The following is a 25,607-nucleotide window of genomic DNA, read 5'->3' as shown; positions in this document are numbered from 1 at the left end:
TGACCCCTACACGATCTTCTGCGCGGGCACCCCGCTCCGTACGCCACAATGGGGGAATGTCCACGCCCACGTCCACCGTGAACTCCGTGCTGTCGATCGGTCCCCACCAGGTGCAGCCGCCCGTCGTCCTCGCCCCCATGGCGGGCATCACGAACGCGCCGTTCCGCACGCTGTGCCGCGAGTTCAGCGGCGGCAAGGGTCTCTTCGTCAGCGAGATGATCACCACGCGGGCACTGGTCGAGCGCAACGAGAAGACCATGCAGCTGATCCACTTCGACGCGACCGAGAAGCCGCGCTCGATCCAGCTGTACGGCGTCGACCCCGCGACCGTCGGCAAGGCCGTCCGCATGATCGCGGAAGAGGACCTCGCCGACCACATCGACCTCAACTTCGGCTGCCCGGTCCCCAAGGTGACCCGCAAGGGCGGCGGCTCCGCGCTGCCGTACAAGCGCAACCTGCTGCGCGCGATCCTCCGCGAGGCCGTCAGCGGCGCCGGGGAGCTGCCCGTCACCATGAAGATGCGCAAGGGCATCGACGACGACCACATCACCTTCCTCGACGCCGGACGCATCGCGGTCGAGGAGGGCGTGACCGCGATCGCCCTGCACGGCCGGACCGCCGCCCAGCACTACGGCGGCACCGCCGACTGGGACGCCATCGCCCGGCTGAAGGAGCACGTGCCGGAGATCCCCGTCCTCGGCAACGGCGACATCTGGTCGGCGGACGACGCGCTGCGGATGGTCCGCGAGACCGGCTGCGACGGCGTGGTCGTCGGCCGCGGCTGCCTCGGCCGGCCCTGGCTGTTCGGCGACCTGGTCGCCGCGTTCGAGGGCCGCGAGGAGTACGCCCGCCCGACGCTCCGCGAGGTCGCGGCCGTCATGGTCCGGCACGCCACCCTGCTCGGCGAGTGGATCGGCGACGAGGCGCGCGGCGTCATCGACTTCCGCAAGCACGTCGCCTGGTACCTGAAGGGCTTCTCCGTCGGCTCCGAGATGCGCAAGCGGCTCGCCGTCACCTCCTCCCTCGCCGAACTGTCCGACGGACTGGCCGAGCTGGACCTCGACCAGGCGTGGCCCGCCGGCGCCGACGGCCCCCGCGGCCGCACCTCCGGCAACAACCGCGTCGTCCTTCCGGAGGGCTGGCTGAAGGACCCCTACGACTGCGCGGGCATCGGCGAGGAAGCGGAACTGGACACCTCCGGCGGCTGAACCCCCGCGGCTGAACCCCGGCGGCTGAACCCCGGCCGCCGGGTCACGGGCGCCCGCCGCTCCCATGGCCCGCCCTCACCGGCCGAACCGGGCGACCCGCCCGCGGCGCGGGCCGCCGAGTCGCGACGGGACCGTGGCGCGCTCGCGCACGGACCAGTGCCGAGCGCCGGGCCCGGACCGTCCGCCGGGCCTCGGCCCCCACCGTCCCCGGCACCGGGCCGCCCCCACCGTCCCCGGCACCGGGCCGCCTTCAGCGGGCTGCCCGGTAGGCGGGGTGCGTCCGCGGCCCGCTCGCCGGCCGAACCGCCCGCGGCGCGGGCCGCCGAGCCCCGACGGGACCGCGCACCACCCGGCCCGCGGCTTCCCCCCCCGGCCCCTCGACGGACCTCAGGCGCCGCCGACCGCCGTGAGCAGCGCCAGCGGAGCCGCCGCCGAGCGGGACTCCCGGACGCAGGCGTGCGGATAGGGCACCGGTTCGGCGTGGGTCTCCCGGTCGTAGCCCGCGATGACCTCGGGCAGCCGGTGGCCGGCGGCCGTCGCCGCGTCCACCAGACCGTGGGCCACCGTCCGGGCCTCGTCGTGCAGGCCGTACCGCGCGAGCCCCAGCGCGATGAGCGCGTTGTCGTGCGGCCAGACCGAACCGCGGTGGTACGACAGCGGGTGGTACGCCGACTGGCCCGAGGCGAGCGTGCGGACGCCCCAGCCGGAGAAGAAGTCCGGCTCCAGCAGCCTGCGGCCCACCAGTTCGCCGTACTCCTTGTCGAGCAGACCCGACCACAGCAGATGGCCCGCGTCCGACGCGAGCGCGTCGACGTGCCGGCCGTCACCGTCCAACGCCAGCGCGGGGAAGGCGTGTTCGCTCATCCAGAAGTCCCGCTGGAAACGGTCGCGCAGGTCGGCGGCGGCCTGTTCCAGGAGCGCCGCGTACACCTCGTCGTCCCAGACGGTCCGGGCGAGGTGCGCGGTGCGGCGCAGCGCGTCGTACGCGTACCCCTGCGCGCCCGCCGCCATCACCGGACCGCTCGGACGGCTGCCGTCGGCCGAACAGATCGCGCCGGGGGAGTCCTTCCAGTTCTGGTTGGCGAGACCGCCGCCGTCCGCGCGGTAGACGAGATAGCCGCGCGAGGTCAGCCCGCCGTGGTCCAGCATCCAGCCGATCGCCGCACGGGCGTTGGGCTCCAGCCGGCGGGCGAGGGCGGCGTCGCCGGTCTGCTCGGTGTACGCGCCGAGCAGCACCAGGAACAGCGGGGTCGCGTCCACCGAACCGTAGTAGCGGCCGAACGGCACCTGCCCGAAGTGCGCGAGCTCGCCGTGCCGCACCTCGTGCACGATCTTCCCGGGCTGCGCGACCGTGTCCGCCCCCACCTCGACGGCCTGGGTCGCGGCGAGCGCGGGCAGGGTGGCGGCGGCGAGCTGCGGCCGGTAGGGCAGCGCGAAGAGCGAGGTGAGCAGGGCGTCCCGGCCCAACAGGGTGAGGAACCAGGGGACTCCGGCGGCCGGCACCCGTAGCTCCTCACCGTCCGGGCCGCGGGCCGGGACCTGGAGCACGGCGAGGTCGGACAGGCCCCGCGCGCAGGCCGCGGCCAGCTCCGGCCAGCCGGTCGGGAACGGCACCCCTTCCGCGAACTCGCCCTCCAGGGCGAGCAGTCGCTCGTTCGCGGCGGCGGGCGAGGCGGGGACGCTCGGCTCGTGCGCGGCGCCGTGCGGGCGGGCCGCCACCCGCAGGGCCAGCTCCGCCGAGCCGTGCGGTTCGAGATCCAGGGACCACACCAGACGGCGTGCGCCGGTGCCCGTCTCCTCCACCCCGTCCGGAGCGGGCTCGGCGGTGACCGTCGTACAGGACCGCCACTCCCCGCGCCGGTAGCTGAACTCCACCCCGTCGTCGAGGACCTGTCGCCGGCGTACGACGCCGGTCTTCGCGTACGTGCGGTAGTCGGAGCGCAGTTCGAACTGGTCCGTGAAGTCGGCGTCCGCGGTGACCGCGATACGGACCGTGGTCGGCGTCGGACGGTTGCTGGTGACGCGCAGCGCCTCCACGAACGCGCCCTCGGCGACGGCCTGTTCACGGAAAAGGGTGTACGCGGGCGGCTCGTTGCGGCCGCCCCGCGGCACCAGCACGCAGCGTGCCGTGTCGCCGTCCGCGACCGGGGTGAGCGCCTCGGGCACCGCCCCGTCCACCGTCAGCTGCCACCGGCTGAGGTGCCGTGCGTCCCGCACGAACAACCCGTCCGGGGAGCTGCCGCCCCGCACACCGCTGATGTCCCCGCCGTCGCCCACGGCGGCGAACGTCCCACCGTGCACGAGCAGATGATGCCGTTCCGTCATCCCCGGTCCCCTCCCTTGGCGCCCGTCCCGGCGTCGTACGTGCCCTGTAACGCAGTGCTGTGTGCCGTGTTCACCAACGTGTCCGGCTCCGCCTCGGACACGACCGGCTCCGGTCCGCCGGTGGTGTGCAGCAGGTCGAGCGTCAGTGCCGCCGTCCAGCTGAAACCGAGTGCACCGCAGGCCTCGCCGGTGTACGGGTCCACGTACTCGGCGAACTCCGATTCCGCGGCCGTGTCGAGCAGGGCGGTCCGCAGGGCGTCCGCCCGCCCGTGCTCCCCGTGCAGCCGCAGCCCGCGCTCCAGCAGCCAGTTGGTGTTGAACCAGGCCGGCCCGCGCCAGTACCGGTGCGGGTCGAAGGAGTCGCCGGTCAGGTCGTAGCTGGGCGTGAGCCGTGCGGCCCCGCCGAGTGCGAAGTGCGGGCCGCCCGCGGTCCGTACGAGCGTGGCGGCGATCTCGCGCGGCAGCGCGGGCAGGATGAGGGGCAGTAGTCCGGCGACGCTGCGCTCGGGGATGAGCCCGCTGCCGCGGCCGTCCGGGCCGCCGCGCTCGTCCCGGCAGAAGAACAGGCCCTCCGCCGGATCCCACAGCCGGTCCACCAGGGCCGCCGTCAGCCGCTCGGCGCGCGCGTGGCGTGCGGTGCCCGCCGCGCCGAGCTCCTGCGCGATCTCGGCCAGCGCGTGCTCGGAGGCGATCAGCAGGGCGTTGAACGCCGGGTCCTCGACGGCGAACTCGCCGCCCCCGTCGGCGTATCCGCGGTCGCGGTAGTCGGCGGCCAGCCGCACGTACCGCCCGTAGTCGAGGTCGGTGGGCCGGTCCTCGGGGGCGCCGTGGTCGAGGTCCGCCCGCCGGAAGGACCGGGCCGGCGCCGGGGTCACGCGGCTGAGCGGCGCGTCCCAGCACGGACTGTTGTCCATGCCCTGCTCCCAGGGGTGGACCACGCTGGCGAGACCGCCGCCGCCCAGGTCCCGGCGGTGCAGGAGATAGCGGTGCCAGGCCGCCAGGCGGGGATACATCCGTGAGAGGAACGACCGCGACCGCGAAAGGCCCGGATCCGCGCGGTGCACCAGCCACACGGCGAGCGCGTGGACCGGTGGCTGCACGATGCCCGACGTCTGTACGGTGCGCGGGGCGCCCGCCGCGCGGCCCGCGGTCGAGGAGCGCCAGAAGTCGGGGCTCGGGAAGTACGCGTCCAGCGGGACGGAGGGGTTGAACACGATGTGCGGGACACGCCCGTCGGCCCACTGCGCGCCGAGCAGGGTCTCCAGCTCCGTCTGCGCCCGCAGCGGGGACAGATGACGCAACCCGATCGCGATGAACGCGGAGTCCCACGACCACTGGTGCGGGTACAGACCGCGCGAGGGCACCGTGGACGTTCCCGTCCAGTTGCCGTTCAGCACCCGGGACGCCTTGAGGTGCAAGGAACCCGACGGCCCAGCGGGATCGTATACAAGTGGTCCGGTACGGGCGATTCCGCCCGGACCGGGCGGAGTGGGCGGGCCGGAGGCGTGTACGGGAGTGCCGGTGGGGCGCAAGGAGGCGGTGAGCCCCCTGCGCAGGGCGGTGAGCTGGGTTGTGCTGTCCACTCAGGTCTCCCCGAAGACGTCCGTCCGACCAGTTCGGCAGTAGCTGCCGTAGGGTTACGTCTATTTAACACGCAAAACTCAATATGTAATGCAGAGTTGAGGAACGCAAGGGGGTGCGCATGACCGGAAGGGCGGCGAGGACCGTGAACCAGGCAAGCGCCGGACAGCTGCTCGAACTGGTGCGCAGCGGCCGGGCGACCACACGCGGCGCGCTCCAGCAGGCCACCGGCCTCTCCCGGGCCACCGTCGGCCAGCGCCTGGAGCGGCTGTTCCGCGCCGGGTGGCTCCGCGAGGGCGCCGGCGGCCCCGTCGACTCACCGCTGGGCGGCCGCCCCTCCATCACGCTGGAGTTCGACGACGAGCACGCGGTCGTCCTGACCGCCGACCTCGACACCCGGCACGGCCGCGCCGCCGTGGTGACCCTGACCGGCGAGATCGTCGCCGAGCACGCGGGCCTCCTGGTGATCGACGAGGGACCCGAGGCGGTGCTCGGTGAACTGGGTCGCTGGTTCGCCGAACTGCTGGAGAAGTCCGGCCGGGGCCCCGACGCCGTCTGCGGCATAGGGCTCGCGGTGCCGGGCCCCGTCGACATCGACACCGGGCGCGTGGTGCAGCCGCCGATCATGCCGGGCTGGGACGGTTACGACATCCGGGGCCGGCTGGCCCGCGCCTTCGCCGAGCACGCGGGCACCGACCGCTGCGCCCTCGTCCCCGTGCTCGTCGACAACGACGCCAACCTGATGGCGTACGGAGAGCAGCGCGCCGGCTACCCCGACTGCTCCGCGTTCGCGCTGGTCAAGGTCTCCACCGGTATCGGCGCGGGCATGGTCGTCGGCGGCACGATCTACCGGGGCGTGGACGGCGGGGCCGGCGACATAGGGCACATCCGGGTGGGCGCGGAGGCGCTCTGCCGGTGCGGCTCGTACGGCTGTCTCGCGGCCGTCGCGAGCGGCGGTGCGGTGGCGCGGCGGCTCGCCGAGGCGGGCGTGCGGGCGGCCTCCGGCTCCGACGTGCGGGACCTGCTGACGGCGGGTCACCCCGAGGCGATGGCCCTGGCCCGGGAGGCCGGCCGGCAGGTCGGGGACGTCCTGGCCACCGTCGTCACGCTGCTCAACCCGGGCGTACTGATGATCGCCGGAGACCTGGCCGGAACACCCTTCGTCACGGGCGTGCGCGAGCTGCTCTACCAGCGGGCGCTGCCCCGCTCCACCGCTCATCTGGAGGTGGTGACCTCGCGGCTCGGCGAGCGGGCCGGACTGGTGGGCGCCGGGGCGCTGGTCGTCGAGTACCTCTACGCCCCGGAGCGCGCGGAGGAGCGGCTCGCGGCCCTCGGCGTGTGACAGCCGCGTGTCATGTCCGGATCGTGGTCCGCATGGTGAAACCGGGCCGCTCCGCGGGGCGTGATTCTCGCCACCCTTGATAGGGGTGTCGCTCAGATGAGCGGATCATGGGCGGCTGCACTTCCCTAAGGGGTGGCACTCAGTGCCACCCCTTGATCGTTCATCGATTAAACTCAGACGTGCCGAGGGCCGCTCACCTGAGCGTGCTCAAGGGTCTACGGGCGTCGACGCGTTCAAGAAGTGAAAACACGGGCGCCGGATGGCTTGCCAAGCTTTGACTTTCGATCTGGTGGCGGACGGGTGGTTACAGGCGCATGACGCGCAAGTGGACGTACCCACGCGCCTTCGATCTGGGTATGTTCCCCCTCGTCAGGGCAGCCACCGCGACGTCGAGGAGTCGAGACTCGTGTCGGAAAACAAAGATCCCCACGTAGCTGAGAACGGCGACAGCGGCGTCGGCGGAGCGAAGTTCGTTTACGACTTCACCGAGGGCAACAAGGAACTCAAGGACCTTCTCGGAGGCAAGGGTGCCAACCTCGCCGAGATGACCAACCTGGGTCTTCCCGTCCCGCCCGGTTTCACCATCACCACCGAGGCGTGCAAGACGTACCTCGACAGTGGCGAGGAGCCGGCGGCACTGCGTGACGAGGTGAGTGCGCACCTCGACGCCCTCGAGGCGAAGATGGCCAAGAAGCTCGGCCAGGCCGACGACCCGCTGTTGGTGTCGGTCCGCTCCGGGGCGAAGTTCTCCATGCCCGGCATGATGGACACCGTCCTGAACATCGGCCTCTCCGACAAGTCGGTCCAGGGCCTCGCCAAGCAGGCCGGCGACGAGCGCTTCGCGTGGGACTCCTACCGCCGCCTCATCCAGATGTTCGGCAAGACGGTCCTCGGCGTGGACGGCGACCTCTTCGAGGACGCGCTGGAGGCGGCCAAGGAACTCAAGAAGGTCGCGGTCGACACGGACCTCGAAGCGGCCGACCTGAAGAAGCTCGTCACCAAGTTCAAGAAGATCGTCAAGACCGAGGCCGGGCGGGACTTCCCGCAGGACCCGCGCGAGCAGATGGACCTCGCCATCCACGCGGTCTTCGACTCCTGGAACACCGAGCGCGCCAAGCTCTACCGCCGCCAGGAGCGCATCCCGCACGACCTCGGCACCGCCGTCAACATCTGCTCGATGGTCTTCGGCAACCTCGGCCCCGACTCCGGCACCGGCGTCGCCTTCACCCGCGACCCCGCCTCCGGCCACCAGGGCGTCTACGGCGACTACCTCCAGAACGCCCAGGGCGAGGACGTCGTCGCCGGTATCCGCAACACGGTCGCGCTCGCCGAGCTGGAGTCGATCGACAAGAAGTCGTACGACCAGCTCATGCAGATCATGGAGACCCTGGAGAACCACTACAAGGATCTCTGCGACATCGAGTTCACCATCGAGCGCGGCCAGCTGTGGATGCTCCAGACCCGCGTCGGCAAGCGCACCGCGGGCGCTGCCTTCCGTATCGCCACCCAGCTCGTGGACCAGGGACTCATCGACGAGGCCGAGGCCCTCCAGCGGGTGACGGGCGCCCAGCTCGCCCAGCTGATGTTCCCCCGCTTCGACGACGAGGCGAAGGTCGACCAGCTCGGCCGGGGCATCGCCGCCTCGCCCGGCGCCGCCGTCGGCAAGGCCGTCTTCGACTCGTACACCGCGATCAAGTGGTCCCGCTCGGGCGAGAAGGTCATCCTGATCCGCCGCGAGACCAACCCCGACGACCTCGACGGCATGATCGCCGCCGAGGGCATCCTGACCTCGCGCGGCGGCAAGACCTCGCACGCCGCCGTCGTCGCCCGCGGCATGGGCAAGACCTGTGTGTGCGGCGCCGAGGAGCTCGAGGTCGACACCAAGCGGCGCCGTATGACGGCCCCCGGCGGGGTCGTCGTCGAAGAGGGCGACGTCGTCTCCATCGACGGCTCCACCGGCAAGGTCTACCGGGGCGAGGTCCCGGTCGTGCCCTCCCCGGTCGTCGAGTACTTCGAGGGCCGCATGCACGCGGGCGCCGACGACGCCGACGAACTCGTCGCCGCCGTGCACCGGATCATGGCGTACGCCGACCGGGTCCGCCGCCTGCGGGTGCGCGCCAATGCCGACAACGCCGAGGACGCGCTGCGCGCCCGCCGCTTCGGAGCGCAGGGCATCGGCCTGTGCCGCACCGAGCACATGTTCCTCGGCGACCGCCGCGAACTCGTGGAGCGGCTCATCCTCGCGGACACCGACGCGGAACGCGAGGAGTCCCTCAAGGGCCTGCTGCCCCTCCAGAAGCAGGACTTCATCGAGCTGTTCGAGGCGATGGACGGCCTCCCGGTGACGATCCGTCTCCTGGACCCGCCGCTGCACGAGTTCCTGCCCGACATCACCGAACTGTCGGTACGGGTCGCGCTCGCCGAGTCCCGCAAGGACGCCAACGAGAACGACCTGCGCCTCCTGCAGGCCGTGCACCGGCTGCACGAGTCGAACCCCATGCTGGGCCTGCGCGGCGTCCGCCTCGGCCTGGTCATCCCCGGCCTGTTCACCATGCAGGTACGGGCCATCGCGGAGGCCGCCGCCGAACGCAGGAACGCCAAGGGCGACCCGCGCGCGGAGATCATGATCCCGCTCGTCGGCACCGTCCAGGAGCTGGAGATCGTCCGCGAGGAGGCCGACCAGGTCATCGCCGAGGTCGAGGCCGCCACCGGCATCCGGCTGAAGCTGGCGATCGGCACGATGATCGAACTCCCGCGGGCCGCGCTGACGGCCGGCCAGATCGCCGAGGCCGCCGAGTTCTTCTCCTTCGGCACCAACGACCTCACCCAGACGGTGTGGGGCTTCAGCCGCGACGACGTGGAAGCCTCCTTCTTCACGGCGTACCTGGAGAAGGGCATCTTCGGCGTCAGCCCCTTCGAGACCATCGACAAGGACGGCGTCGGCTCCCTGGTGAAGTCCGCGGTGGAGGCCGGCCGCGCGACCCGCCCCGACCTGAAGCTCGGCGTCTGCGGCGAGCACGGCGGCGACCCGGAGTCGGTCCACTTCTTCCACGAGGTCGGACTCGACTACGTCTCCTGCTCCCCCTTCCGCATCCCCGTGGCCCGCCTGGAAGCGGGCCGCGCGGCCTCCAGCTCGAAGGGCAGCGACCACCGCTAGAAACCCCCGGAGCCCCGCCGGCCACCCACCCTCACCGGCCCGGCGGCATCCGGCGTCCACAACGAAGGGGCGGCACCCTGTGCGGGGGTGCCGCCCCTTCGGGTCGTCCCGTGTTCCGGCTCCGCCCCGCCTAGGGTGGGGAGCGCCGTCGTCCCCTCCCCATGAAGGAGCCACCCATGCCCCGCTGGAACGCTCAGGACGTGCCCGAGCAGAGGGGGCGGACCGCTGTCGTCACCGGGGCCAACAGCGGGCTCGGGTACGTGACCGCTCGGGAGCTCGCCCGTAAGGGGGCCAGGGTCGTGCTGGCCTGTCGGAGTGCGGAGCGGGGTGCCGAGGCGGGTGACCGGATCGTCGCCGAGGTGCCGGGGGCCGATGTCGCGTTCCTGCGGCTCGATCTGGGGGACCTGGACTCCGTGCGGGAGTTCGCCGCCACGGTCGCGCGGACGTACGAGCGGCTCGATCTGCTCGTCAACAACGCCGGGGTCATGGCGCTCCCGCGCGGCCGCACCGCCGACGGGTTCGAGACCCAGTTCGGCGTCAACCACCTCGGGCACTTCGCGCTCACCGGGCTGCTGCACCCGCTGGTCGCCGACACCCCCGGCGCCCGGATCGTCACCGTCTCCAGCATGGTCCACGCGCTCTCCAACATCGACCTCGACGACCTGAACAACGACCGTCAGCCGTACCGCAAGTGGATCGTCTACGCCCGGTCCAAGACCGCCAACCTCCTCTTCACGCACGAGCTGGCACGACGGCTGTCCCGCGCCGGCTCCGACGTCGTCGCGGCCGCCGCCCACCCCGGCTACGCCTCCACCAACCTGCAGACCGCCGGGCCCCGGATGGAGGGACGCCGGGGCGCCGAGCGGCTCATGGAGCTCGGCAACCGCGTCTTCGCGCAGAGCGCCGAGGCCGGGGCGCTGCCCAGCCTGTACGCGGCCACCGCGCCGGGCGTGGCACCCGACACCTTCGTCGGGCCGTCCTTCGCGATGTGGCGCGGCTCGCCCGCGCCGTCCTGGCGGACACCCTGGACCCGAGACGACCGCGCGGGCGAACTGCTCTGGGCCGCCTCCCGGGAGCTGACCGGCGTCAGCTTCGACGGGCTCAAGTAGGGGCACAAGGACCGGTCCGGGCCCGGCACCGTCCGCGAAAGCCGCTGGTCCGAACCTCAGAACTCGCTCAAGCCTGCCGAGATCCATGGACGGCACACGCACCGCGTCCATAGGGTCGCGATCATGCCCGACATATCGCTGACCACGGTCCTCGTACTCTGCGTCGCCGCCCTGGCGGCCGGCTGGATCGACGCCGTGGTCGGCGGCGGGGGCCTGCTCCTGCTGCCCGCCATGCTGCTGGGCCTGCCCGCGGGCACCTCCGCCGCGTACGCGCTCGGCACCAACAAGGCGGTGGCGATCGTCGGCACGACGGGCGCCGCGGTGACGTACGCGCGCAAGGCACCCGTCGACGTTCGGCTCGCCGTCCGCATCGGCGTGGCCGCGCTCGCCGGTTCGACGGCGGGCGCGTCCGTCGCGGCGGGGCTCAGCACCGAGGTGCTCAAGCCGGTCGTCATGGTCGTCCTGCTCGCCGTCGGCACCTTCGTGATCCTGCGGCCCGCGTTCGGCACCGCGCCGGCGACCACCCCGGTCTCCGCCCGCCGCGTGCTCGCCGCGATCGGCCTCGCGGGCCTCGGCATCGGCTTCTACGACGGTCTCATCGGCCCCGGCACCGGCACGTTCCTCGTGCTCGCGCTGACCGCGCTGCTGCACCTCGACCTGGTGACCGCCTCCGCCACCGCCAAGATCGTCAACTGCTGCACCAACGCGGGCGCCCTCGCCACCTTCGCGTGGAAGGGCACCGTCTTCTGGGAACTCGCCGCCCTGATGGCCGTGTTCAACCTGGCCGGTGGCATGGTCGGGGCACGGACCGCGCTCAAGAAGGGCAGCGGCTTCGTCCGCGTCGTACTCCTGACCGTGGTCTTCGCGCTGGTCGCGAACCTCGCGTACGAGCAGTGGCTGGCCTGACCCGAACCCCCCGGCGGGATCCGGCGTCCGGCCCACCGCTCAGCGGCTGCCCGTGAGATGGGCGAAGACGACCACGTTGCCCTGGTAGCCCGTCGACCTGGAGTAGCCGCCGCCGCAGGTGATGACCCGCAACTCCGGCCGGCGGGCCGCGCCGTACACCCTGGCGTCGGGGAAGGCCCGCGCGTCGTACACCTCGACCGCGTCGACCGTGAACACGGCCGTGCTGCCGTCGAGCCGGTCCACCTCGACCGTGCTGCCCTTGCGGACGGCGCCGAGGTCGTAGAAGACGGCGGGGCCCTCGGCGTTGTCGACGTGCCCGGCGACGATCGCCGTGCCGCGCTCGCCGGGTGAGGTGCCCGACTCGTACCAGCCGGCCAGGTTCTTCTTCTCAGCGGGCGGCACGTCCAGGCTGCCCTGCGGGGTGAGACCGAGGCCCATGAGCGGGGTGTCCACACCGATCGCGGGGATACGGATGCGGTCCGGCGGGGAGTGCGGCAGTGCTCGCGCGGCGGACGGCGCGCGGTTCCCGCCGGTCCCCGCCTCGGCCGCCGACGGCTGCGGCGGCGGATGGGGTTCGGAGCCGCTGCGCAGCAGCCAGGCGCCCGAGCACAGGGCGAACACGGTGACCGACGCTATGGCGATGTTGCTGACCCGGCGCACACGAGCCTCCTCACGGGGTCCCTATCCGGGGGCCGGGGGCCGGGGGCCGGCCGGGCCCGACGGCTGGGACGGGACACGATCGGTCCCCTTCCCCCTCCGCGCCGCGAGGGGCGTCGGGCCACGGAGGGGGAGGGGACGGCGGTACCGGCGGACGGACGGCGGAGGGTGTCCGTCAGATCCCGTCGCCTCTCGCCCGGCGATGCAGGAGCCAGGTACCGCCCGCGGCGGCGACGGCCAGCGCCGCCACTCCCGCCGCGGTCTGGACGGGGTCGGGGCCCAGCGCGCCGCCGACACCGGTGTTGACATGGCCGCGCGGCTGGACCTGCTCGCGCGTCGAGGTCAGGGTCACGATCAGGTCGCCGGTGACGCGCCGGCCGTCCGCGCACTTCGCGACGATCTCGTACGTTCCCGGCTGCGCGCTCGGCGGCACCTGGAACTGACCGATCGCGTCCTGCTCGTGCGCGCTCGCCGCGAGCGTGAAGGTCCCGGCGCCCACCGCGTCGGCGTCCCCCATCGCGGTGCCGTCCCCGGGGCAGGCGGACGTGTTGACGGTGACGTCGGCACCCGGGACGACGGTGGAGGGGAACACCTCCAGGCTCCCGCCGTCCTCTCCGTACACGGGCGCGGCGGCCAGACCCGCGGCGACGACGGCGAGCGCGGTACCGGTCAGCAGCCGGGCGGTACGTCGCATCGTGCTAGCTCCTCCGAGGGGGCCCGGCCCGCGACACCCCCAAGTGCCGCTGCGTCGGTCGTGCCCCTGCTCTACCGAGGTAAGTGGCACCGCCCCGTACCCGCTTCCTGATGGGGTGTCAGAAATGAGGTGAACGGGTGTCAGAAGCCCCCGCCGCACGGGCGGGAGCGTCGGCGTTCCCGCAGGTCACCGACGTGTGCCCGGCGTGTCGGACAGAAGAACCCGAAGGGTGCGGCGCCGAGGGTGTGAACGGGTGACCTGTGGCGTGATGCGGCGGCCTGGTGCGGCCGTGGACGCGATGGAGGGGTCCCGGTGTCCCCATGACCCGGCGGCGCGCTTGACCTCAAGAATGGTTGAGGTACGAGGCTGTGCGGCATGAGGACAGCCACCGTCGCAGCCCCGTCCGCAGCCGCAGCCGCAGCCGCAGCCGCAGCCCCAGCCCCAGCCACAGCCCCGTCCGTGGCCGCGGTGCAGGCCGCGTTGTCCGCCGAGCCCCGGGCCGAACCCGCCGTTCCGGGCCCGGTGGCCGAGCCTCCCGTACGGGTCGCCGTGGTCATCGGCAGCAATCGCGAGGGCCGGTTCGGTCCCGTCGTGGCCGGCTGGCTGCTCGACCGGATCGCGGAACGGGACGACTTCCTCCCCGAGGTCCTCGACGTCGCCTCCGTCGACCTCCCCACGGCCCTGTCGTCCTCCCCGTCGCCCGCGGTGGCCGCCGAGCTGGCGAAGGTGACGCCCGCCCTCGCCGACGCGGACGCCTTCGTCGTCCTCACCCCCGAGTACAACCACTCCTTCCCCGCGGCCCTGAAGAACCTCGTCGACTGGCACTACGGCGAGTGGCGGGCCAAGCCTGTCGCCCTGGTGTCGTACGGGGGTGTCTCCGGAGGACTGCGGGCCGTCGAGCACCTGCGTCAGGTCTTCGCGGAGCTGCACGCCGTCACCGTGCGGGACACCGTGTCCTTCCACGGCGCGGGCGCCGCGTTCGACGAGGCCGGCCACCCGCGCGACCCGGCGGGCCCCGCCGCCGCGGCGAGCACGATGCTGGACCAACTCGGCTGGTGGGCACGGGCATTGAAGGACGCGCGGCGGCGACGGCCGTACGCGGGGTGAGATGTGCACCGAAGGGCGGGAAAGCGCGGGGGCGCCCGGAGGCGTCCGCGGCGGGGGCGCCGGGCGGGGACCGCCGGACCCGTCGGTGGGGAACGGGCCGTGGGCAGACGGGCGTTGGCGCCGCCTGCCCACGGTGAGCGGTGTTCCGGGATGCGGAGGGGTCAGGCGACCGAGACCGCCGACCAGGCCGCCGCCACGGCGTTGTACTCCGTACTGCCCGCGCCGTAGAGGTCCTTGGCCGCGTTCAGCGTGGCGGTGCGGGCGCCCGCGTACTTCGTCGACGACGTCATGTAGACCGTCAGCGCGCGGTACCAGATCTTGCCCACCTTGTCGTGCCCGATGCCGGACACCGTCGAGCCGTTGCAGGTGGGGGAGTCGTAGCTGACGCCGCCCACCGTCTTCGCCCCGCTGCCCTCCGCGAGGAGGTAGGCGAAGTGGTTGGCGACGCCGGAGGAGTAGTGGACGTCGAGGTCGCCGACCGAACTGCTCCAGCAGTCGGCCGAGTTGCCGTCCTTGGAGGGCTTGTCCATGAAGCGCAGGGCGGGCTTGCCGAAGCCCGGGCGGACGATCTTCTCGCCGATCAGGTAGTCACCGGGGTCCGCGGAGTTGTTCGCGTACCACTCGACCATGGTGCCGAAGATGTCGGAGGTCGCCTCGTTCAGGCCGCCGGACTCGCCCGAGTAGGTCAGCGCGGCGGTCTTCGAGGTGACGCCGTGCGACATCTCGTGCCCCGCGACGTCGAGCGCGACCAGCGGCCCGAGCGTCGTGCCGTCCCCGTCCCCGTACGTCATGCAGAAGCAACTGTCGTCCCAGAAGGCGTTGTTGTAGTTGTTGCCGTAGTGCACCCGGTTGTAGGAACCCTTGCCGTCGCCGGCTATGCCGTTCCTGCCGTGCACGTTCTTGTAGTAGTCCCAGGTCTTGTCGGTGCCGTACTGCGCGTCCACCGCGGCGGACGCGCGGTCCGCCGTCGCGCCGGTGCCCCAGTGGTTGTCCGTGTCGGTGAACAGCGTCGCGGGCGCCCGGCTGATGCAGATCCCGAAGATGCACAGGTCCGTCTTGTTCGCCGCGTCGCCCGTGTACGTGTTCCCGCGCGTCGGGTCCTTCAGCTGGTTCGTGGATCCGGACGGAGTCGTCTCCAGCGAAACCGTGCCGCTGTACAGCGACTTGCCGTCGCCGGTTGCCGTCTCGATGGTGTCCCAGGCGTCGATCCGGGCGCCGGTGCGGGCGTCGGTGAGGACCATGCGGGCGACCGGGTTGCCGAGGGTGTCCTGGGCCACCACGGTGGTGCGCCAGGCGAGTTTCGGCGCCCCGTGCAGCGCGTCGACCACGAGCTGCGGCTTGGCCGTCACCTTGCGCAGCGCCTCGCCCGGGTTGGCGGTGCGCAGCGCGGCCGCCGCGAGGTCGGCGGCCTTCGGGGCGGACAGCGCCGGGGTGACGCCGTTGAGCGAGACGGCCTTCGTGGTGGCCCGGTCGGCGCCGCGGTACGTGCCGCCCGGCGCCAGGTGGATCACGAAGTCGCCGCCGAGGACGGGTAGGTGACGGTACGTCCGGTCGTAGCGGACGTGCTGGGTGCCGTCCTGGTCGACGACGACGTCCCGCACGGAGGTGTCCTGTGCGGAGGTGAGGCCCAGGCCCGTGGCGTGGTCCACCAGGGCGGCGGTCGCGTTCGCGATGGCGGCGGCCCGGCCGGGCCGGGCGTCGGCGTGCGCGGTGGGCGCGAGCGCGGCGGCCAGCAGGGCGGCCGCGGCCGCGGCGGCGCCCGCGGTGGCGAGAGAGGAACCTCGGATGTGCCGTGTCCGACTCATCGGTCTCCTTGGGAAGGCCCCTTGGGGAGGGCGCGTGGGGGAGGCGCCGTACAGCGGCCTCGGAGGCGCTGCACAGCTGCCTCAGATTTAAAGGTTCATGACATGTCATGTCCATAGCGCCTACGCGGTGGACGCGGGATCGGGCGAGAATCGTTTCCGTACCCCCACGAAGGGAGACGATCATGGAGACGCCGGCCTGCCTGGCCGTTCTGACCACCACCGACTCGGCGGAGAAGGCGGCGGAGTTGGCCCGTGGCGCCGTGGCGGGGAGGGTCGCGGCCTGCGCGCAGATCTCGGGACCGGTCACGTCCGTCTACCGGTGGCAGGGCGCGGTCGAGACGGCCGTCGAGTGGCAGATCCACTTCAAGACGACCGCGGTCCGCTACCCCGCCCTGGAGGCGTACCTCCGCGAGGCCCACGCCTACGAGACGCCCGAGATCATCGCGACCCAGGTCGTCGCGGGCGGCGCGGACTACCTGCGGTGGGTGGGGGAGGAGACGACCCCGTGAGCGGAACGGGACCGCCCTTCTTCGTCTACGGCACCCTGCGCCCCGGCGAGCGCAACCACGACCTGTTCCTGCTCGGCCGGCCCCGCTCCGAGCAACCCGCGCGGATGACGGGGCTCGCGCTCCACCCGGGGCCCGGATACCCGTACGCCGTCGAGGAGCCCGGCGGCACGGTGACCGGCGACCTCGTGACCGCGCTGCCCGGGGCGTACGAGGAACTCCTCGCGGAACTGGACGCGTTGGAGGAGTACGCGCCGGGCGATCCGCACAACCTGTACGAGCGGGTCACGCGCGATGCCGTCCTCGCCGACGGCAGGGCCGTCCCCGCCTGGGTGTACATCGCGGCGCCAGGCGTCGCCGCGCGCCTGCGGGCCGGCGGACGCCCGATCGGGAGCGGCGAGTGGCACGGCGCGACGGCGGACGGGCCCGCACACCGCCCTGCCTAGCCGCGCCCGCACACACCCCGGCCGGGGAACGCCCGCCGGTTTGGTGTGCACCCGTGCGGGTGGCCGGTCCGCGCGCCCCGCCCGCGCGGGCGCCGGCACCCCCTAGGGTCCGGCCATGACCGACCGCGACCTCACCAGACGACGTGTCCTCGCGCTCGGCGGCGCGGCCGTCGGCGCGGCCCTGGGCATCGGGCTCAGCTCCTGCACCGCCGATCCCGAACCGGACGCCTCACCGGGCCCCCGGGACGCCACCGCACCGAAGCGGTCCGACGGGACGGCCGGAGCGGAGGGCGCTGACGGCGCGGGCGGGAACTGACGCTCCCGTCCCGCCGGTCGCTCCGCTGCCCGTTACGCGTCCGCTGCGTCTACCGGCCGGCCGCCAGCGCCCGGGCCACCCCGTGCTCCTTCCGGCCGAGGAACCGCGGGTCCGGCCGGAACACCGCGTCCAGCGCGGCCTTGCCCGCCGCGAAGATCTCCCGGGTGCCGCCGTAGTACCAGGTCGCGTCGTGCTTGGCGTCGACGCCGATGCCGTACGAGCGGACGCCCGCGGCCCGGCACAGGGCGACGGCCCGGCGGATGTGGAAGCCCTGACTGATCAGGACCGCCTCGTGGACGCCGAAGATCCTGCGCGCCCGGACGCACGAGTCCCAGGTGTCGAAGCCCGCGTAGTCGCTGACGATCCGCCGGTCCGGCACCCCGTGCGCGGTGAGGTAGGCGCGCATCGCGTCCGGCTCGTCGTAGTCCTCGCGGCTGTTGTCGCCGGTGACGAGGACGACCTCGATCCGGCCCGCCCGGTACAGCTTCGCGGCCGCGTCCAGCCGGTGCGCGAGATACGGGGACGGCTCGCCGTCCCACAGACCCGCGCCGAAGACGACCGCCACCTCGGTGCGCGGGGCGTCCGCCGTCGTCCGCAGCCGGTCGCCCGTCGACACGTACATCCACGTCATCGGGAGGAGAGCCAGCACGCACAGGACCATCAGCGCCTGCACGCAACGCCGTTGGCCCCTGCGGGTCCGCGGCAGACGCACCGCGCGCAGCAGTCGGAGCGGACGCGGCCGGCGCAGGACCGGACGCTTCGGACGCGGCAGACGCGGCATGGTCGATGTCCCCCAGGTGACGTCACGCGTGGGTGCGGGCCCGGCCCCGGGGTCGGGGCCGACAGACGCTGATTCTCATGTACGTGTTCGACACATGAGGACGCGGCGCAAGTCCGTTCGGTTCGCCGGGGCGTCGTGAGTGCTGTCACCCGCGACCGGGGAACCGCAGGTGGGAGGCGCTCGTCCGGCAGGCGTACCGTACGGTGAACCGCCGGAAAACGCCCGACATGCCCGTGCAACGGCCCGGCAACCTCCTACCGCGAGGATCGCCCCCATGACGGCGTCGTATCCACCCCGAGACGAGTCCTCCGCCCGCTCCGCGGGGCCGCCGCCGCGCGCCGACCGGTTCGACGGGCAGCTCGACACCACGGCGCAGCTGATGAACCGGATCACCAGTCAGCTCGGCAGCCAGCTCAGCCTGGTCTCGCTCAACGGCACCCGCCGTCCCGCGCCGCCCACGCTCGTGCTGGCCGCCCACGGCAGCCGCGACCCGCGCGCGCTCAGCACCGTCCGCGCCCTGGCCGAACGCGTCCGCGAGCTGCGCCCGCACCTGACCGTGCGCCTCGGGCACATCGACGTGAGCGACCCCCCGCTCTCCGGCACGCTCGCCTCGCTCGGCGGCGGGCAGGGCGCCGGCGCCGTTCTCGTCCCGCTGCTGCTCGGCCGCGGCCACCACGTCCGGCGCGACCTGCCCGAGGCGGCCGCCGCCGCCCCCGGCCCGCCCGTCCGCGTCGCCGCCCCGCTCGGCCCGCACCCGCTGCTCGTGGAGACCCTCCACGACCGGCTCGTGGAGGCCGGCTGGCCGGCCGCGATGAGCGACACGGTCCGCCGCGCCAGTGCCGTCGTCCTCGCGTCCGCGGGTTCCCGGCTCGTGGAGTCCGCCGCCGACACCCGCCGCACCGCCCAGCTGCTCGCCGAGCGGCTCGGCGTGCCCGTCGTCCCCGCGTACGCCTCCGGCGCCGCCCCCACCGTCCCGGCCGCCCTGCGCGCCCTCGCCGCCCGTGGCCGCCACCGGATCGCCGTCGCCTCCCACTTCACCGCCCCGGGCCGGCTCGCCTCCCGGTGCGCCGAGGCCGGCCCGTGGATCCGCGCCGAACCCCTCGGCGACCACCCGGCGATGGTCCGACTCGTCCTGCACCGCTACGACCAGGCCCTCGCGGCCCCCGAGCCGGCCCCGGAGCGCGCCCTCACCCCGGCCTGACCCCGGCGGTCCCGCGCCGGCCCGCGCCCGCCGCCGCCGGTGCCGGGCGCCCCGCTTGTCACCGGCGGCGTTTACTGTCGGTGCATGGAAGGCATGGAACGGCACGCAGCAGGACCCGCACCGAAGGCCCCCGAGAACCCCGCCGCACACGACGAGTACGACGTGTCAGCCGTCGAGCGCCGGGCCGTCGAGCCCGACAAACACCCCGGCCGCACCGCCTTCCAGCGCGACCGCGCCCGCGTGCTGCACTCCGCCGCCCTGCGACGCCTCGCCGGCAAGACCCAGGTCGTCACCCCCGGCACCCTGCCCCAGGTCCTCGGCCCCGCCCGCACCGGGGAGATCCCCATCCAGGTGTGGGACGCCAGCCCCCGCACCCGGCTGACGCACTCCCTGGAGTGCGCCCAGGTCGGCCGCGACCTCGGCGCCGCCCTCGGCTGCGACCCCGACCTGGTCGAGGCGGCCTGCCTCTCGCACGACCTCGGCCACCCGCCCTTCGGGCACAACGGCGAACAGGCACTCAACGAATTCGCCGAGGACTGCGGCGGGTTCGAGGGCAACGCCCAGTCGCTGCGGCTGCTCACCCGGATCGAACCCAAGCGCTTCGTGCGCAGCGACATGGTGGCCTCGGCGCCCGCCGACGCCGACGAGGACCTCGTCAGCGTCGGCCTCAACCTCACCCGCGCCGCCCTCGACGCCGCCACCAAGTACCCCTGGCCCAGAGGCGCCTGCCCCACCGACCCCCGGTCACCGAAGTTCGGGGTCTACGAGGACGATCGGCCGGTCTTCGACTGGATCCGCGAGGGCGCCCCCGGCACCCGGACGTGCTTCGAGGCCCAGGTGATGGACTGGTCCGACGACGTGGCCTACTCGGTGCACGACGTCGAGGACGGCCTGCACGCCGGCCACATCGACCCCGCCAGCCTCACGTCCAGACCGGAGCGCGCGGAGATCTTCGACGTCGCCATCGGGCGGTACGTGCCCGCGGACACCGATCCGGGCGAGCTGGCCGAGGCCCTCGACCGGCTCCTCGGCCAGGAGTGGTGGCCGCACCGCTACGACGGATCGGCCGTCGCCCAGGCCCGGCTGAAGGACGCCACCAGCCAGCTCATCGGCCGGTTCTGCCTGGCGGCGGAGGGCGCCACCCGGGCCCGCCACGGCAGCGGCCGCCTCACCCGGTACGCGGCGGAACTGGTGGTGCCCCGCGCCGCCCGGCACGAGTGCGCCGTCCTCAAGGCGGTCGCCGACCGGTACGTGATGCAGCGCGCCGAGCAGGAGCGGCTCCGCGCCGACCAGCGGGTCGTCGTCGCCGAACTCGCCGAGGCGCTCACCGCCCGCGCGCCCGAGGTCCTCGATCCCCAGTTCCGGGCCCTGTTCGAGCACGCGGCGGACGACCGCGCCCGCAAGCGGGTGATCGTCGACCAGATCGCATCCCTCACGGATGCCTCGGCGCGTTCCCTGCACCTCAGGCTCACCACGCGTTCCCATGGAGGCGCCGGAGTGTGACCCTGAGTGGCCTGATCGGGCCACTCCCCCTTCCCGCATCACGCTGCGTGCGGGACTCTCGCATATGGCGACATCCTTACGAGGAGGCATCAAGTGGTCGACGCGGATCAGACATTCGTCATCGTCGGAGGAGGCCTGGCAGGCGCCAAGGCGGCCGAGACGCTCCGAGCGGAGGGCTTCACCGGACGCGTGATACTGATCTGCGACGAGCGCGACCACCCCTACGAACGTCCGCCGCTGTCCAAGGGCTACCTCCTCGGCAAGGAGGAACGCGACAGCGTCTTCGTCCACGAACCCGCCTGGTACGCGCGCAACGACATCGAGCTGCACCTCGGCCAGACCGTCGACGCGATCGACCGTGCGGCCAAAACCGTGCGCTTCGGGGACGACGGCACCCTCGTCCACTACGACAAGCTCCTCGTCGTCACGGGCTCCGAGCCGCGCCGCCTCGACATCCCGGGCACCGACCTCGCGGGCGTGCACCACCTGCGCCGCCTCGCCCACGCCGAGCGGCTCAAGGGCGTCCTCGCCGCCCTCGGCCGGGACAACGGCCACATCGTCATCGCCGGAGCCGGCTGGATCGGCCTGGAGATCGCCGCGGCGGCCCGCGAGTACGGCGCCGAGGTCACCGTCGTCGAGCCCGAGGCGACCCCGCTGCACAGCGTGCTCGGCCCCGAACTGGGCCAGGTCTTCGCCGAGCTGCACCGCGAGCACGGCGTGCGGTTCCACTTCGGCGCCCGGCTCACCGAGATCATCGGCCAGGACGGCATGGTGCTGGCCGCCCGCACCGACGACGGCGAGGAGCACCCCGCACACGACGTCCTCGCCGCCATCGGCGCCGCCCCGCGCACCGGTCTCGCCGAGGCCGCGGGGCTGGAACTCGCGGGCCGGGAGCACGGCGGGGGCATCGCGGTCGACGAGATGCTGCGCACCTCCGACCCCGACGTGTTCGCCGCCGGTGACGTCGCCTCCTTCCAGCACCCCCTCTTCGGCACCCGGCTGCGCGTCGAGCACTGGGCCAACGCCCTGAACGGCGGACCGGCCGCCGCCCGCTCCATGCTGGGCCGCGGCACGCCGTACGACCGGGTGCCCTACTTCTTCTCCGACCAGTACGACGTCGGCCTGGAGTACTCGGGCTGGGCGCCCCCGGGGACGTACGACCAGGTGGTGATCCGCGGTGACGCCGGAAAGCGGGAGTTCATCGCCTTCTGGCTGAAGGAGGGCAGGGTGCTCGCCGGGATGAACGTGAACGTGTGGGATGTCACGGACCCGATCCAGCAGCTCGTCCGGTCCCGGATCCAGGTGGACGCCGACGCGCTCGCCGACCCGCACGTCCCCCTGGACAGCCTGGTCCCGTGACGCACGGCGGCACCCGCCGCCCACCCCTTCCGTGCCGGGGTCCGGAGCAGTTCCCCCGGACCCCGGCACGGCGTCCCTCACCTGGCCCCAGGAGTGTCGGTCCGGCCCCGTAGAATCACCACGTGGCCGGCAGGATCAACGACGAGGACGTGAAGGCGGTTCGGGACGCGGTCCCGATCGACGCCGTGGTGTCCGAGTACCTCCAGCTGCGCAACGCGGGCGGCGGGAATCTGAAGGGCCTGTGCCCCTTCCACGACGAGAAGTCACCGTCGTTCCAGGTCAGCCCCAGCAAGGGCCTCTTCCACTGCTTCGGCTGCCAGGAGGGCGGCGACACCATCACGTTCGTGATGAAGGTCGACCACCTCACCTTCTCCGAGTCGGTGGAGCGCCTCGCCGGCCAGGCCGGCATCACCCTGCGCTACGAGGAGGGCGGGTACAACCCCTCCCACCAGCGCGGCGAGCGGATCCGGCTGGTCGAGGCGCACAAGGCCGCCGCCCAGTTCTACATCGAGCAGCTCGGCACCAGCCCCGAGGCCGACACCGGCCGCACGTTCCTCGCCGAGCGCGGCTTCGACCAGGCCGCCGCCGCCCACTTCGGCGTCGGCTACAGCCCCCAGGGCTGGGACCACCTCACCCGCCATCTGCGCGGCAAGGGCTTCACCGACAAGGAGCTGGTCCTCTCAGGCCTCTCCCAGGAGGGCCGCCGCGGCCCCATCGACCGCTTCCGCGGCCGCCTCATGTGGCCCATCCGCGACATCGGCGGCGAGGTCGTCGGCTTCGGCGCCCGCAAGCTCTACGACTCCGACAACGGCCCGAAGTACCTGAACACGCCCGACACGGCGATCTACAAGAAGTCCCAGGTGCTGTACGGCATCGACCTCGCCAAGAAGGACATCGCCAAAAGCAGCCGGGCGGTCGTCGTCGAGGGCTACACCGACGTCATGGCCTGCCACATGGCCGGCATCACCACCGCCATCGCGACCTGCGGCACCGCGTTCGGCAGCGACCACATCAAGATCCTCCGCCGCCTCCTCATGGACAACGGCTCGGCCCGGGTGATCTTCACCTTCGACGGCGACTCGGCCGGTCAGAAGGCGGCCCTGCGCGCCTTCGAGGACGACCAGAAGTTCGCCGCCGAGACGTACATCGCCATCGCCCCCGACGGCATGGACCCCTGCGAGCTGCGCCTCGCCAAGGGCGACGAGGCCGTCGCCGACCTGGTCGAACCGCGCACACCGCTCTTCGAGTTCGCGCTCCGCCAGATCGTCCTGCGCTACGACCTGGAGACCCCGGCCGGGCGCGCCGCCGCCCTCGACGAGGCCGCCCCGATCGTCGCCCGCATCAAGAACAGCGGGGCACAGCACGAGGTGGCCGTCCAGCTCGCGGGCATGCTCGGCATCCTCGACACCCAGTTCGTCGTCAAGCGGGTGTCGCAGCTGGCCCGTTGGGCACGCGACCGCGGCGGCAGGGGACCCGCGCCGGCGGCCGGGAACCGCTCCCAGCAGACGCACACCGCCGCCCAGGCCCCCACGAACGGCGGCCCGGCCCTCACCCTGCGCAACCCCGTCTTCGCCACCGAGCGCGAGCTGCTCAAACTCGCCCTGCAGCGGCCCGAACTGGTCGCCCCGGCGTTCGACGCGTACGGCATGGACGAGTTCACCGCACCCCCGTACGCCGCGGTGCGCCAGGCCGTCATGGACGCGGGCGGCGCCGATCACGGCGTGCAGGACCCCCAGGAGTACCTGATCCGCGTCCGCGACGCCGCCCCGGACGACGCCGTGCGGGCGATGGTCACGGAGCTGGCGGTCGAGGCGATCCTGCGCAAGACCGTCGACGAGACCTATGCGGGCGACCAGCTCGTCGCGGTCCGCCGCCGCGCCGTCGACCGCCGCATCCGCGACGTCCAGGGCTCCCTGTCCCGGCTCAGCGCGGGCGGCGACCCGGCCCAGCTGGCCGCCGTGCAGAACGAGTTGTGGGTGCTCCAGCAGTACGGCCAGGCGCTGCGCGAGAAGGGCGTCGAAGCCCTCTGAGGCCGGCCCGGCCCCGCGTGCCGGGGTGGTGCGCGGCCGCGCACGGGGGCGGGGCGCCCGGGCACGGGACGCGTCCGCGGGGCGCCCGGGGCACGGGACGCGTCCGCGGGGCCCCGGCACATGCCAATCCCGGACCGGCCCCCGCCGCTTGCGGCTCCGCTGAACTGCGCACTCGTCCGCAACGGTAACCAGGCGGTCACGGACCGGACGCAAAAAGTCACCGCACGCCCCTCGTGGCGGCGATGTGTCGTACTCCACACTGGGTTCCGGTGCCTGAGTCCTCGGAGCGCGGCAGACCCGCACGCGACGGGTTCCCTTTTCCCGCGGTTCCGCCAAACGACTACGGGATGGACAGCGGCGAGGCCGTCGAGCCCATCCCGGACGTACCGCTGCCGCACGACTCAGCAGCGACATTCCTGGAGGTCGCCCCCGTGCAGACCCAGACCCTCGCCGAGACCGACAACACCACCGTCACGGACGCCGACGTCGTCGCGGCGGTACCCGCGCAGAGCCGTGCCGCGCACCACCCCGAGGCCGACCCGGACGGCCCGTCGCAGACTCCCGGGGCAGAGGCGGAAGTGGAGACCGAGGCCGAGGAGCCCGCCGAGGTGCCGCGAGGCCGCGCCGCCGACACCGGCGGCCCGTCGTCGGACCTGTTCCGGCAGTATCTGCGCGAGATCGGGCGGATCCCGCTGCTCACCGCGGCCGAGGAGGTCGACCTCGCCCGCCGCGTCGAGGCCGGACTCTTCGCGGAGGAGAAGCTGCGTCTCACCCCGGACCTGGACAGCCAGCTCGCCCTCGACCTGGACAAGATCGTCGTCATGGGCCGGATGGCCAAGCGTCGGCTCATCGAGTCGAACCTGCGGCTCGTGGTCTCGGTGGCCAAGAGGTACGTGGGGCGTGGGCTGACCATGCTCGACCTGGTCCAGGAGGGCAATCTCGGGCTCATCAGGGCGGTCGAGAAGTTCGACTACGCCCGCGGCTACAAGTTCTCCACGTACGCCACCTGGTGGATCCGGCAGGCCATGTCCCGCGCCCTCGCCGACCAGGCACGCACCATCCGCGTCCCCGTGCACGTGGTCGAGCTGATCAACCGGGTGGTCCGCGTGCAGCGGCGGATGCTCCAGGAGCGCGGCTACGAACCCAGTCCCGAAGAGGTCGCCGCCCATCTCGACCTGACCGGCGAGCGGGTCAGCGAGGTCCTGCGGCTGGCCCAGGAGCCGGTGTCCCTGCACGCGCCCGTGGGGGAGGAGGACGACGTCGCCCTCGGGGACCTCATCGAGGACGGTGACGCGGCCTCACCGGTCGAGTCCGCCGCGTTCCTGCTGCTCAGGCAGCACCTGGAGGCGGTGCTGTCGACGCTCGGGGAGCGGGAGCGGAAGGTCGTGCAGCTGCGGTACGGGCTGGCGGACGGGCGTCCGCGGACCCTGGAGGAGATAGGCCGCATCTTCGGTGTCACGCGCGAGCGCATCCGGCAGATCGAGTCCAAGACCCTGAACAAGCTGCGGGACCACGCCTTCGCGGACCAGCTGCGCGGATACCTGGACTGACGGGCCGAGGGCACGGGCGCGGGT

The 25,607-nt window shown here is 73.0% G+C and carries 20 protein-coding genes; 14 read left to right on the top strand and 6 right to left on the bottom strand.

Annotated elements, in window-relative coordinates:
• Positions 1–56: 56 nt before the first annotated feature.
• Positions 57–1,208: a tRNA dihydrouridine synthase DusB gene (dusB, locus tag ACIRQH_RS24790; RefSeq protein ID WP_388864666.1), complete on the top strand. Its 1,152-nt coding sequence runs from the start codon at positions 57–59 to the stop codon at positions 1,206–1,208.
• 387 nt (positions 1,209–1,595) lie between these two features.
• Here dusB and ACIRQH_RS24785 read toward each other — a convergent pair whose 3' ends face one another.
• Together ACIRQH_RS24785 and ACIRQH_RS24780 are read right to left on the bottom strand one after the other, a co-directional pair.
• Positions 1,596–3,533 (bottom strand): glycogen debranching N-terminal domain-containing protein, encoded by a 1,938-nt coding sequence (locus ACIRQH_RS24785; RefSeq protein ID WP_388929958.1) that lies wholly within the window; start codon positions 3,531–3,533, stop codon positions 1,596–1,598.
• Positions 3,530–5,002 carry an MGH1-like glycoside hydrolase domain-containing protein gene (locus ACIRQH_RS24780; protein ID WP_358818960.1) on the bottom strand — a complete coding sequence of 491 codons (1,473 nt, stop codon included), beginning with the start codon at positions 5,000–5,002 and terminating at the stop codon, positions 3,530–3,532. The genes ACIRQH_RS24785 and ACIRQH_RS24780 overlap by 4 nt, the downstream gene beginning before the upstream one ends.
• Positions 5,003–5,235: 233 nt before the next feature.
• Between ACIRQH_RS24780 and ACIRQH_RS24775 the strand changes: the two genes are divergently transcribed.
• The 4 genes from ACIRQH_RS24775 (at position 5,236) to ACIRQH_RS24760 (ending at position 11,628) form a co-directional block, all read left to right on the top strand.
• Complete coding sequence (locus ACIRQH_RS24775; protein ID WP_404227012.1) at positions 5,236–6,456, top strand: ROK family protein; 1,221 nt, start codon at positions 5,236–5,238, stop codon at positions 6,454–6,456.
• A gap of 406 nt (positions 6,457–6,862) precedes the next feature.
• Positions 6,863–9,613 (top strand): pyruvate, phosphate dikinase, encoded by a 2,751-nt coding sequence (gene ppdK / locus ACIRQH_RS24770; protein ID WP_404227011.1) that lies wholly within the window; start codon positions 6,863–6,865, stop codon positions 9,611–9,613.
• A gap of 176 nt (positions 9,614–9,789) precedes the next feature.
• Complete coding sequence (locus ACIRQH_RS24765; RefSeq protein ID WP_404227010.1) at positions 9,790–10,722, top strand: oxidoreductase; 933 nt, start codon at positions 9,790–9,792, stop codon at positions 10,720–10,722.
• Between the two features lie 123 nt (positions 10,723–10,845).
• Complete coding sequence (locus ACIRQH_RS24760; protein WP_358818929.1) at positions 10,846–11,628, top strand: TSUP family transporter; 783 nt, start codon at positions 10,846–10,848, stop codon at positions 11,626–11,628.
• Positions 11,629–11,667: 39 nt separating this feature from the next.
• On the opposite strand, the gene ACIRQH_RS24755 is transcribed toward ACIRQH_RS24760, so the two are convergent.
• Both ACIRQH_RS24755 and ACIRQH_RS24750 read right to left on the bottom strand, forming a co-directional pair.
• Positions 11,668–12,288, bottom strand: a complete 621-nt coding sequence (locus ACIRQH_RS24755) for a class F sortase (protein ID WP_388864674.1) — start codon at positions 12,286–12,288, stop codon at positions 11,668–11,670.
• Positions 12,289–12,460: 172 nt separating this feature from the next.
• Positions 12,461–12,979 (bottom strand): hypothetical protein, encoded by a 519-nt coding sequence (locus tag ACIRQH_RS24750; protein ID WP_404227009.1) that lies wholly within the window; start codon positions 12,977–12,979, stop codon positions 12,461–12,463.
• Between the two features lie 468 nt (positions 12,980–13,447).
• On the opposite strand from ACIRQH_RS24750, the gene ACIRQH_RS24745 reads away from it, so the two are divergent.
• Positions 13,448–14,086, top strand: a complete 639-nt coding sequence (locus ACIRQH_RS24745; RefSeq protein ID WP_404227043.1) for an NADPH-dependent FMN reductase — start codon at positions 13,448–13,450, stop codon at positions 14,084–14,086.
• A gap of 161 nt (positions 14,087–14,247) precedes the next feature.
• Here the strand turns inward: ACIRQH_RS24745 and ACIRQH_RS24740 are convergent, their stop codons facing one another.
• Complete coding sequence (locus tag ACIRQH_RS24740) at positions 14,248–15,891, bottom strand: M4 family metallopeptidase (RefSeq protein ID WP_404227008.1); 1,644 nt, start codon at positions 15,889–15,891, stop codon at positions 14,248–14,250.
• 182 nt (positions 15,892–16,073) lie between these two features.
• Here ACIRQH_RS24740 and cutA point away from each other — a divergent pair, with 182 nt between their 5' ends.
• The 3 genes from cutA to ACIRQH_RS24725 all read left to right on the top strand — a co-directional run bounded on the left by cutA (position 16,074) and on the right by ACIRQH_RS24725 (position 17,159).
• Positions 16,074–16,400 (top strand): divalent-cation tolerance protein CutA, encoded by a 327-nt coding sequence (gene cutA, locus ACIRQH_RS24735; protein ID WP_388929953.1) that lies wholly within the window; start codon positions 16,074–16,076, stop codon positions 16,398–16,400.
• Complete coding sequence (locus ACIRQH_RS24730; RefSeq protein ID WP_404227007.1) at positions 16,397–16,843, top strand: gamma-glutamylcyclotransferase family protein; 447 nt, start codon at positions 16,397–16,399, stop codon at positions 16,841–16,843. Before cutA ends, ACIRQH_RS24730 begins: the two co-directional genes overlap by 4 nt.
• Before the next feature lie 115 nt (positions 16,844–16,958).
• The gene (locus tag ACIRQH_RS24725) at positions 16,959–17,159 is read left to right on the top strand and encodes a hypothetical protein (protein ID WP_388929951.1); all 201 of its coding nucleotides are present in this window, start codon (positions 16,959–16,961) and stop codon (positions 17,157–17,159) included.
• A 49-nt stretch (positions 17,160–17,208) separates the two neighbouring features.
• Here the strand turns inward: ACIRQH_RS24725 and ACIRQH_RS24720 are convergent, their stop codons facing one another.
• Positions 17,209–17,940, bottom strand: a complete 732-nt coding sequence (locus ACIRQH_RS24720) for a vancomycin high temperature exclusion protein (protein WP_404227006.1) — start codon at positions 17,938–17,940, stop codon at positions 17,209–17,211.
• A 274-nt stretch (positions 17,941–18,214) separates the two neighbouring features.
• On the opposite strand from ACIRQH_RS24720, the gene ACIRQH_RS24715 reads away from it, so the two are divergent.
• The 5 genes from ACIRQH_RS24715 to ACIRQH_RS24695 all read left to right on the top strand — a co-directional run bounded on the left by ACIRQH_RS24715 (position 18,215) and on the right by ACIRQH_RS24695 (position 25,583).
• Positions 18,215–19,141: a sirohydrochlorin chelatase gene (locus ACIRQH_RS24715; protein ID WP_358818921.1), complete on the top strand. Its 927-nt coding sequence runs from the start codon at positions 18,215–18,217 to the stop codon at positions 19,139–19,141.
• A gap of 84 nt (positions 19,142–19,225) precedes the next feature.
• Positions 19,226–20,644, top strand: a complete 1,419-nt coding sequence (locus ACIRQH_RS24710; protein WP_358818920.1) for a deoxyguanosinetriphosphate triphosphohydrolase — start codon at positions 19,226–19,228, stop codon at positions 20,642–20,644.
• 93 nt (positions 20,645–20,737) lie between these two features.
• Positions 20,738–22,003 carry an FAD-dependent oxidoreductase gene (locus ACIRQH_RS24705; protein ID WP_358818919.1) on the top strand — a complete coding sequence of 422 codons (1,266 nt, stop codon included), beginning with the start codon at positions 20,738–20,740 and terminating at the stop codon, positions 22,001–22,003.
• 122 nt (positions 22,004–22,125) lie between these two features.
• On the top strand, positions 22,126–24,033 hold the full coding sequence (gene dnaG, locus ACIRQH_RS24700; RefSeq protein ID WP_388864689.1) for a DNA primase: 1,908 nt from the start codon (positions 22,126–22,128) through the stop codon (positions 24,031–24,033).
• Positions 24,034–24,302: 269 nt separating this feature from the next.
• Positions 24,303–25,583: an RNA polymerase sigma factor gene (locus tag ACIRQH_RS24695; protein WP_388864691.1), complete on the top strand. Its 1,281-nt coding sequence runs from the start codon at positions 24,303–24,305 to the stop codon at positions 25,581–25,583.
• Positions 25,584–25,607: the final 24 nt, after the last annotated feature.

Origin of the sequence: Streptomyces sp. NPDC102279 (genome assembly GCF_044766365.1) — a bacterium.
GTDB lineage: Bacteria > Actinomycetota > Actinomycetes > Streptomycetales > Streptomycetaceae > Streptomyces.
The sequence above is the reverse complement of the archived record's forward strand: the minus strand, read 5'-3'. Positions and strand labels throughout refer to the sequence as shown.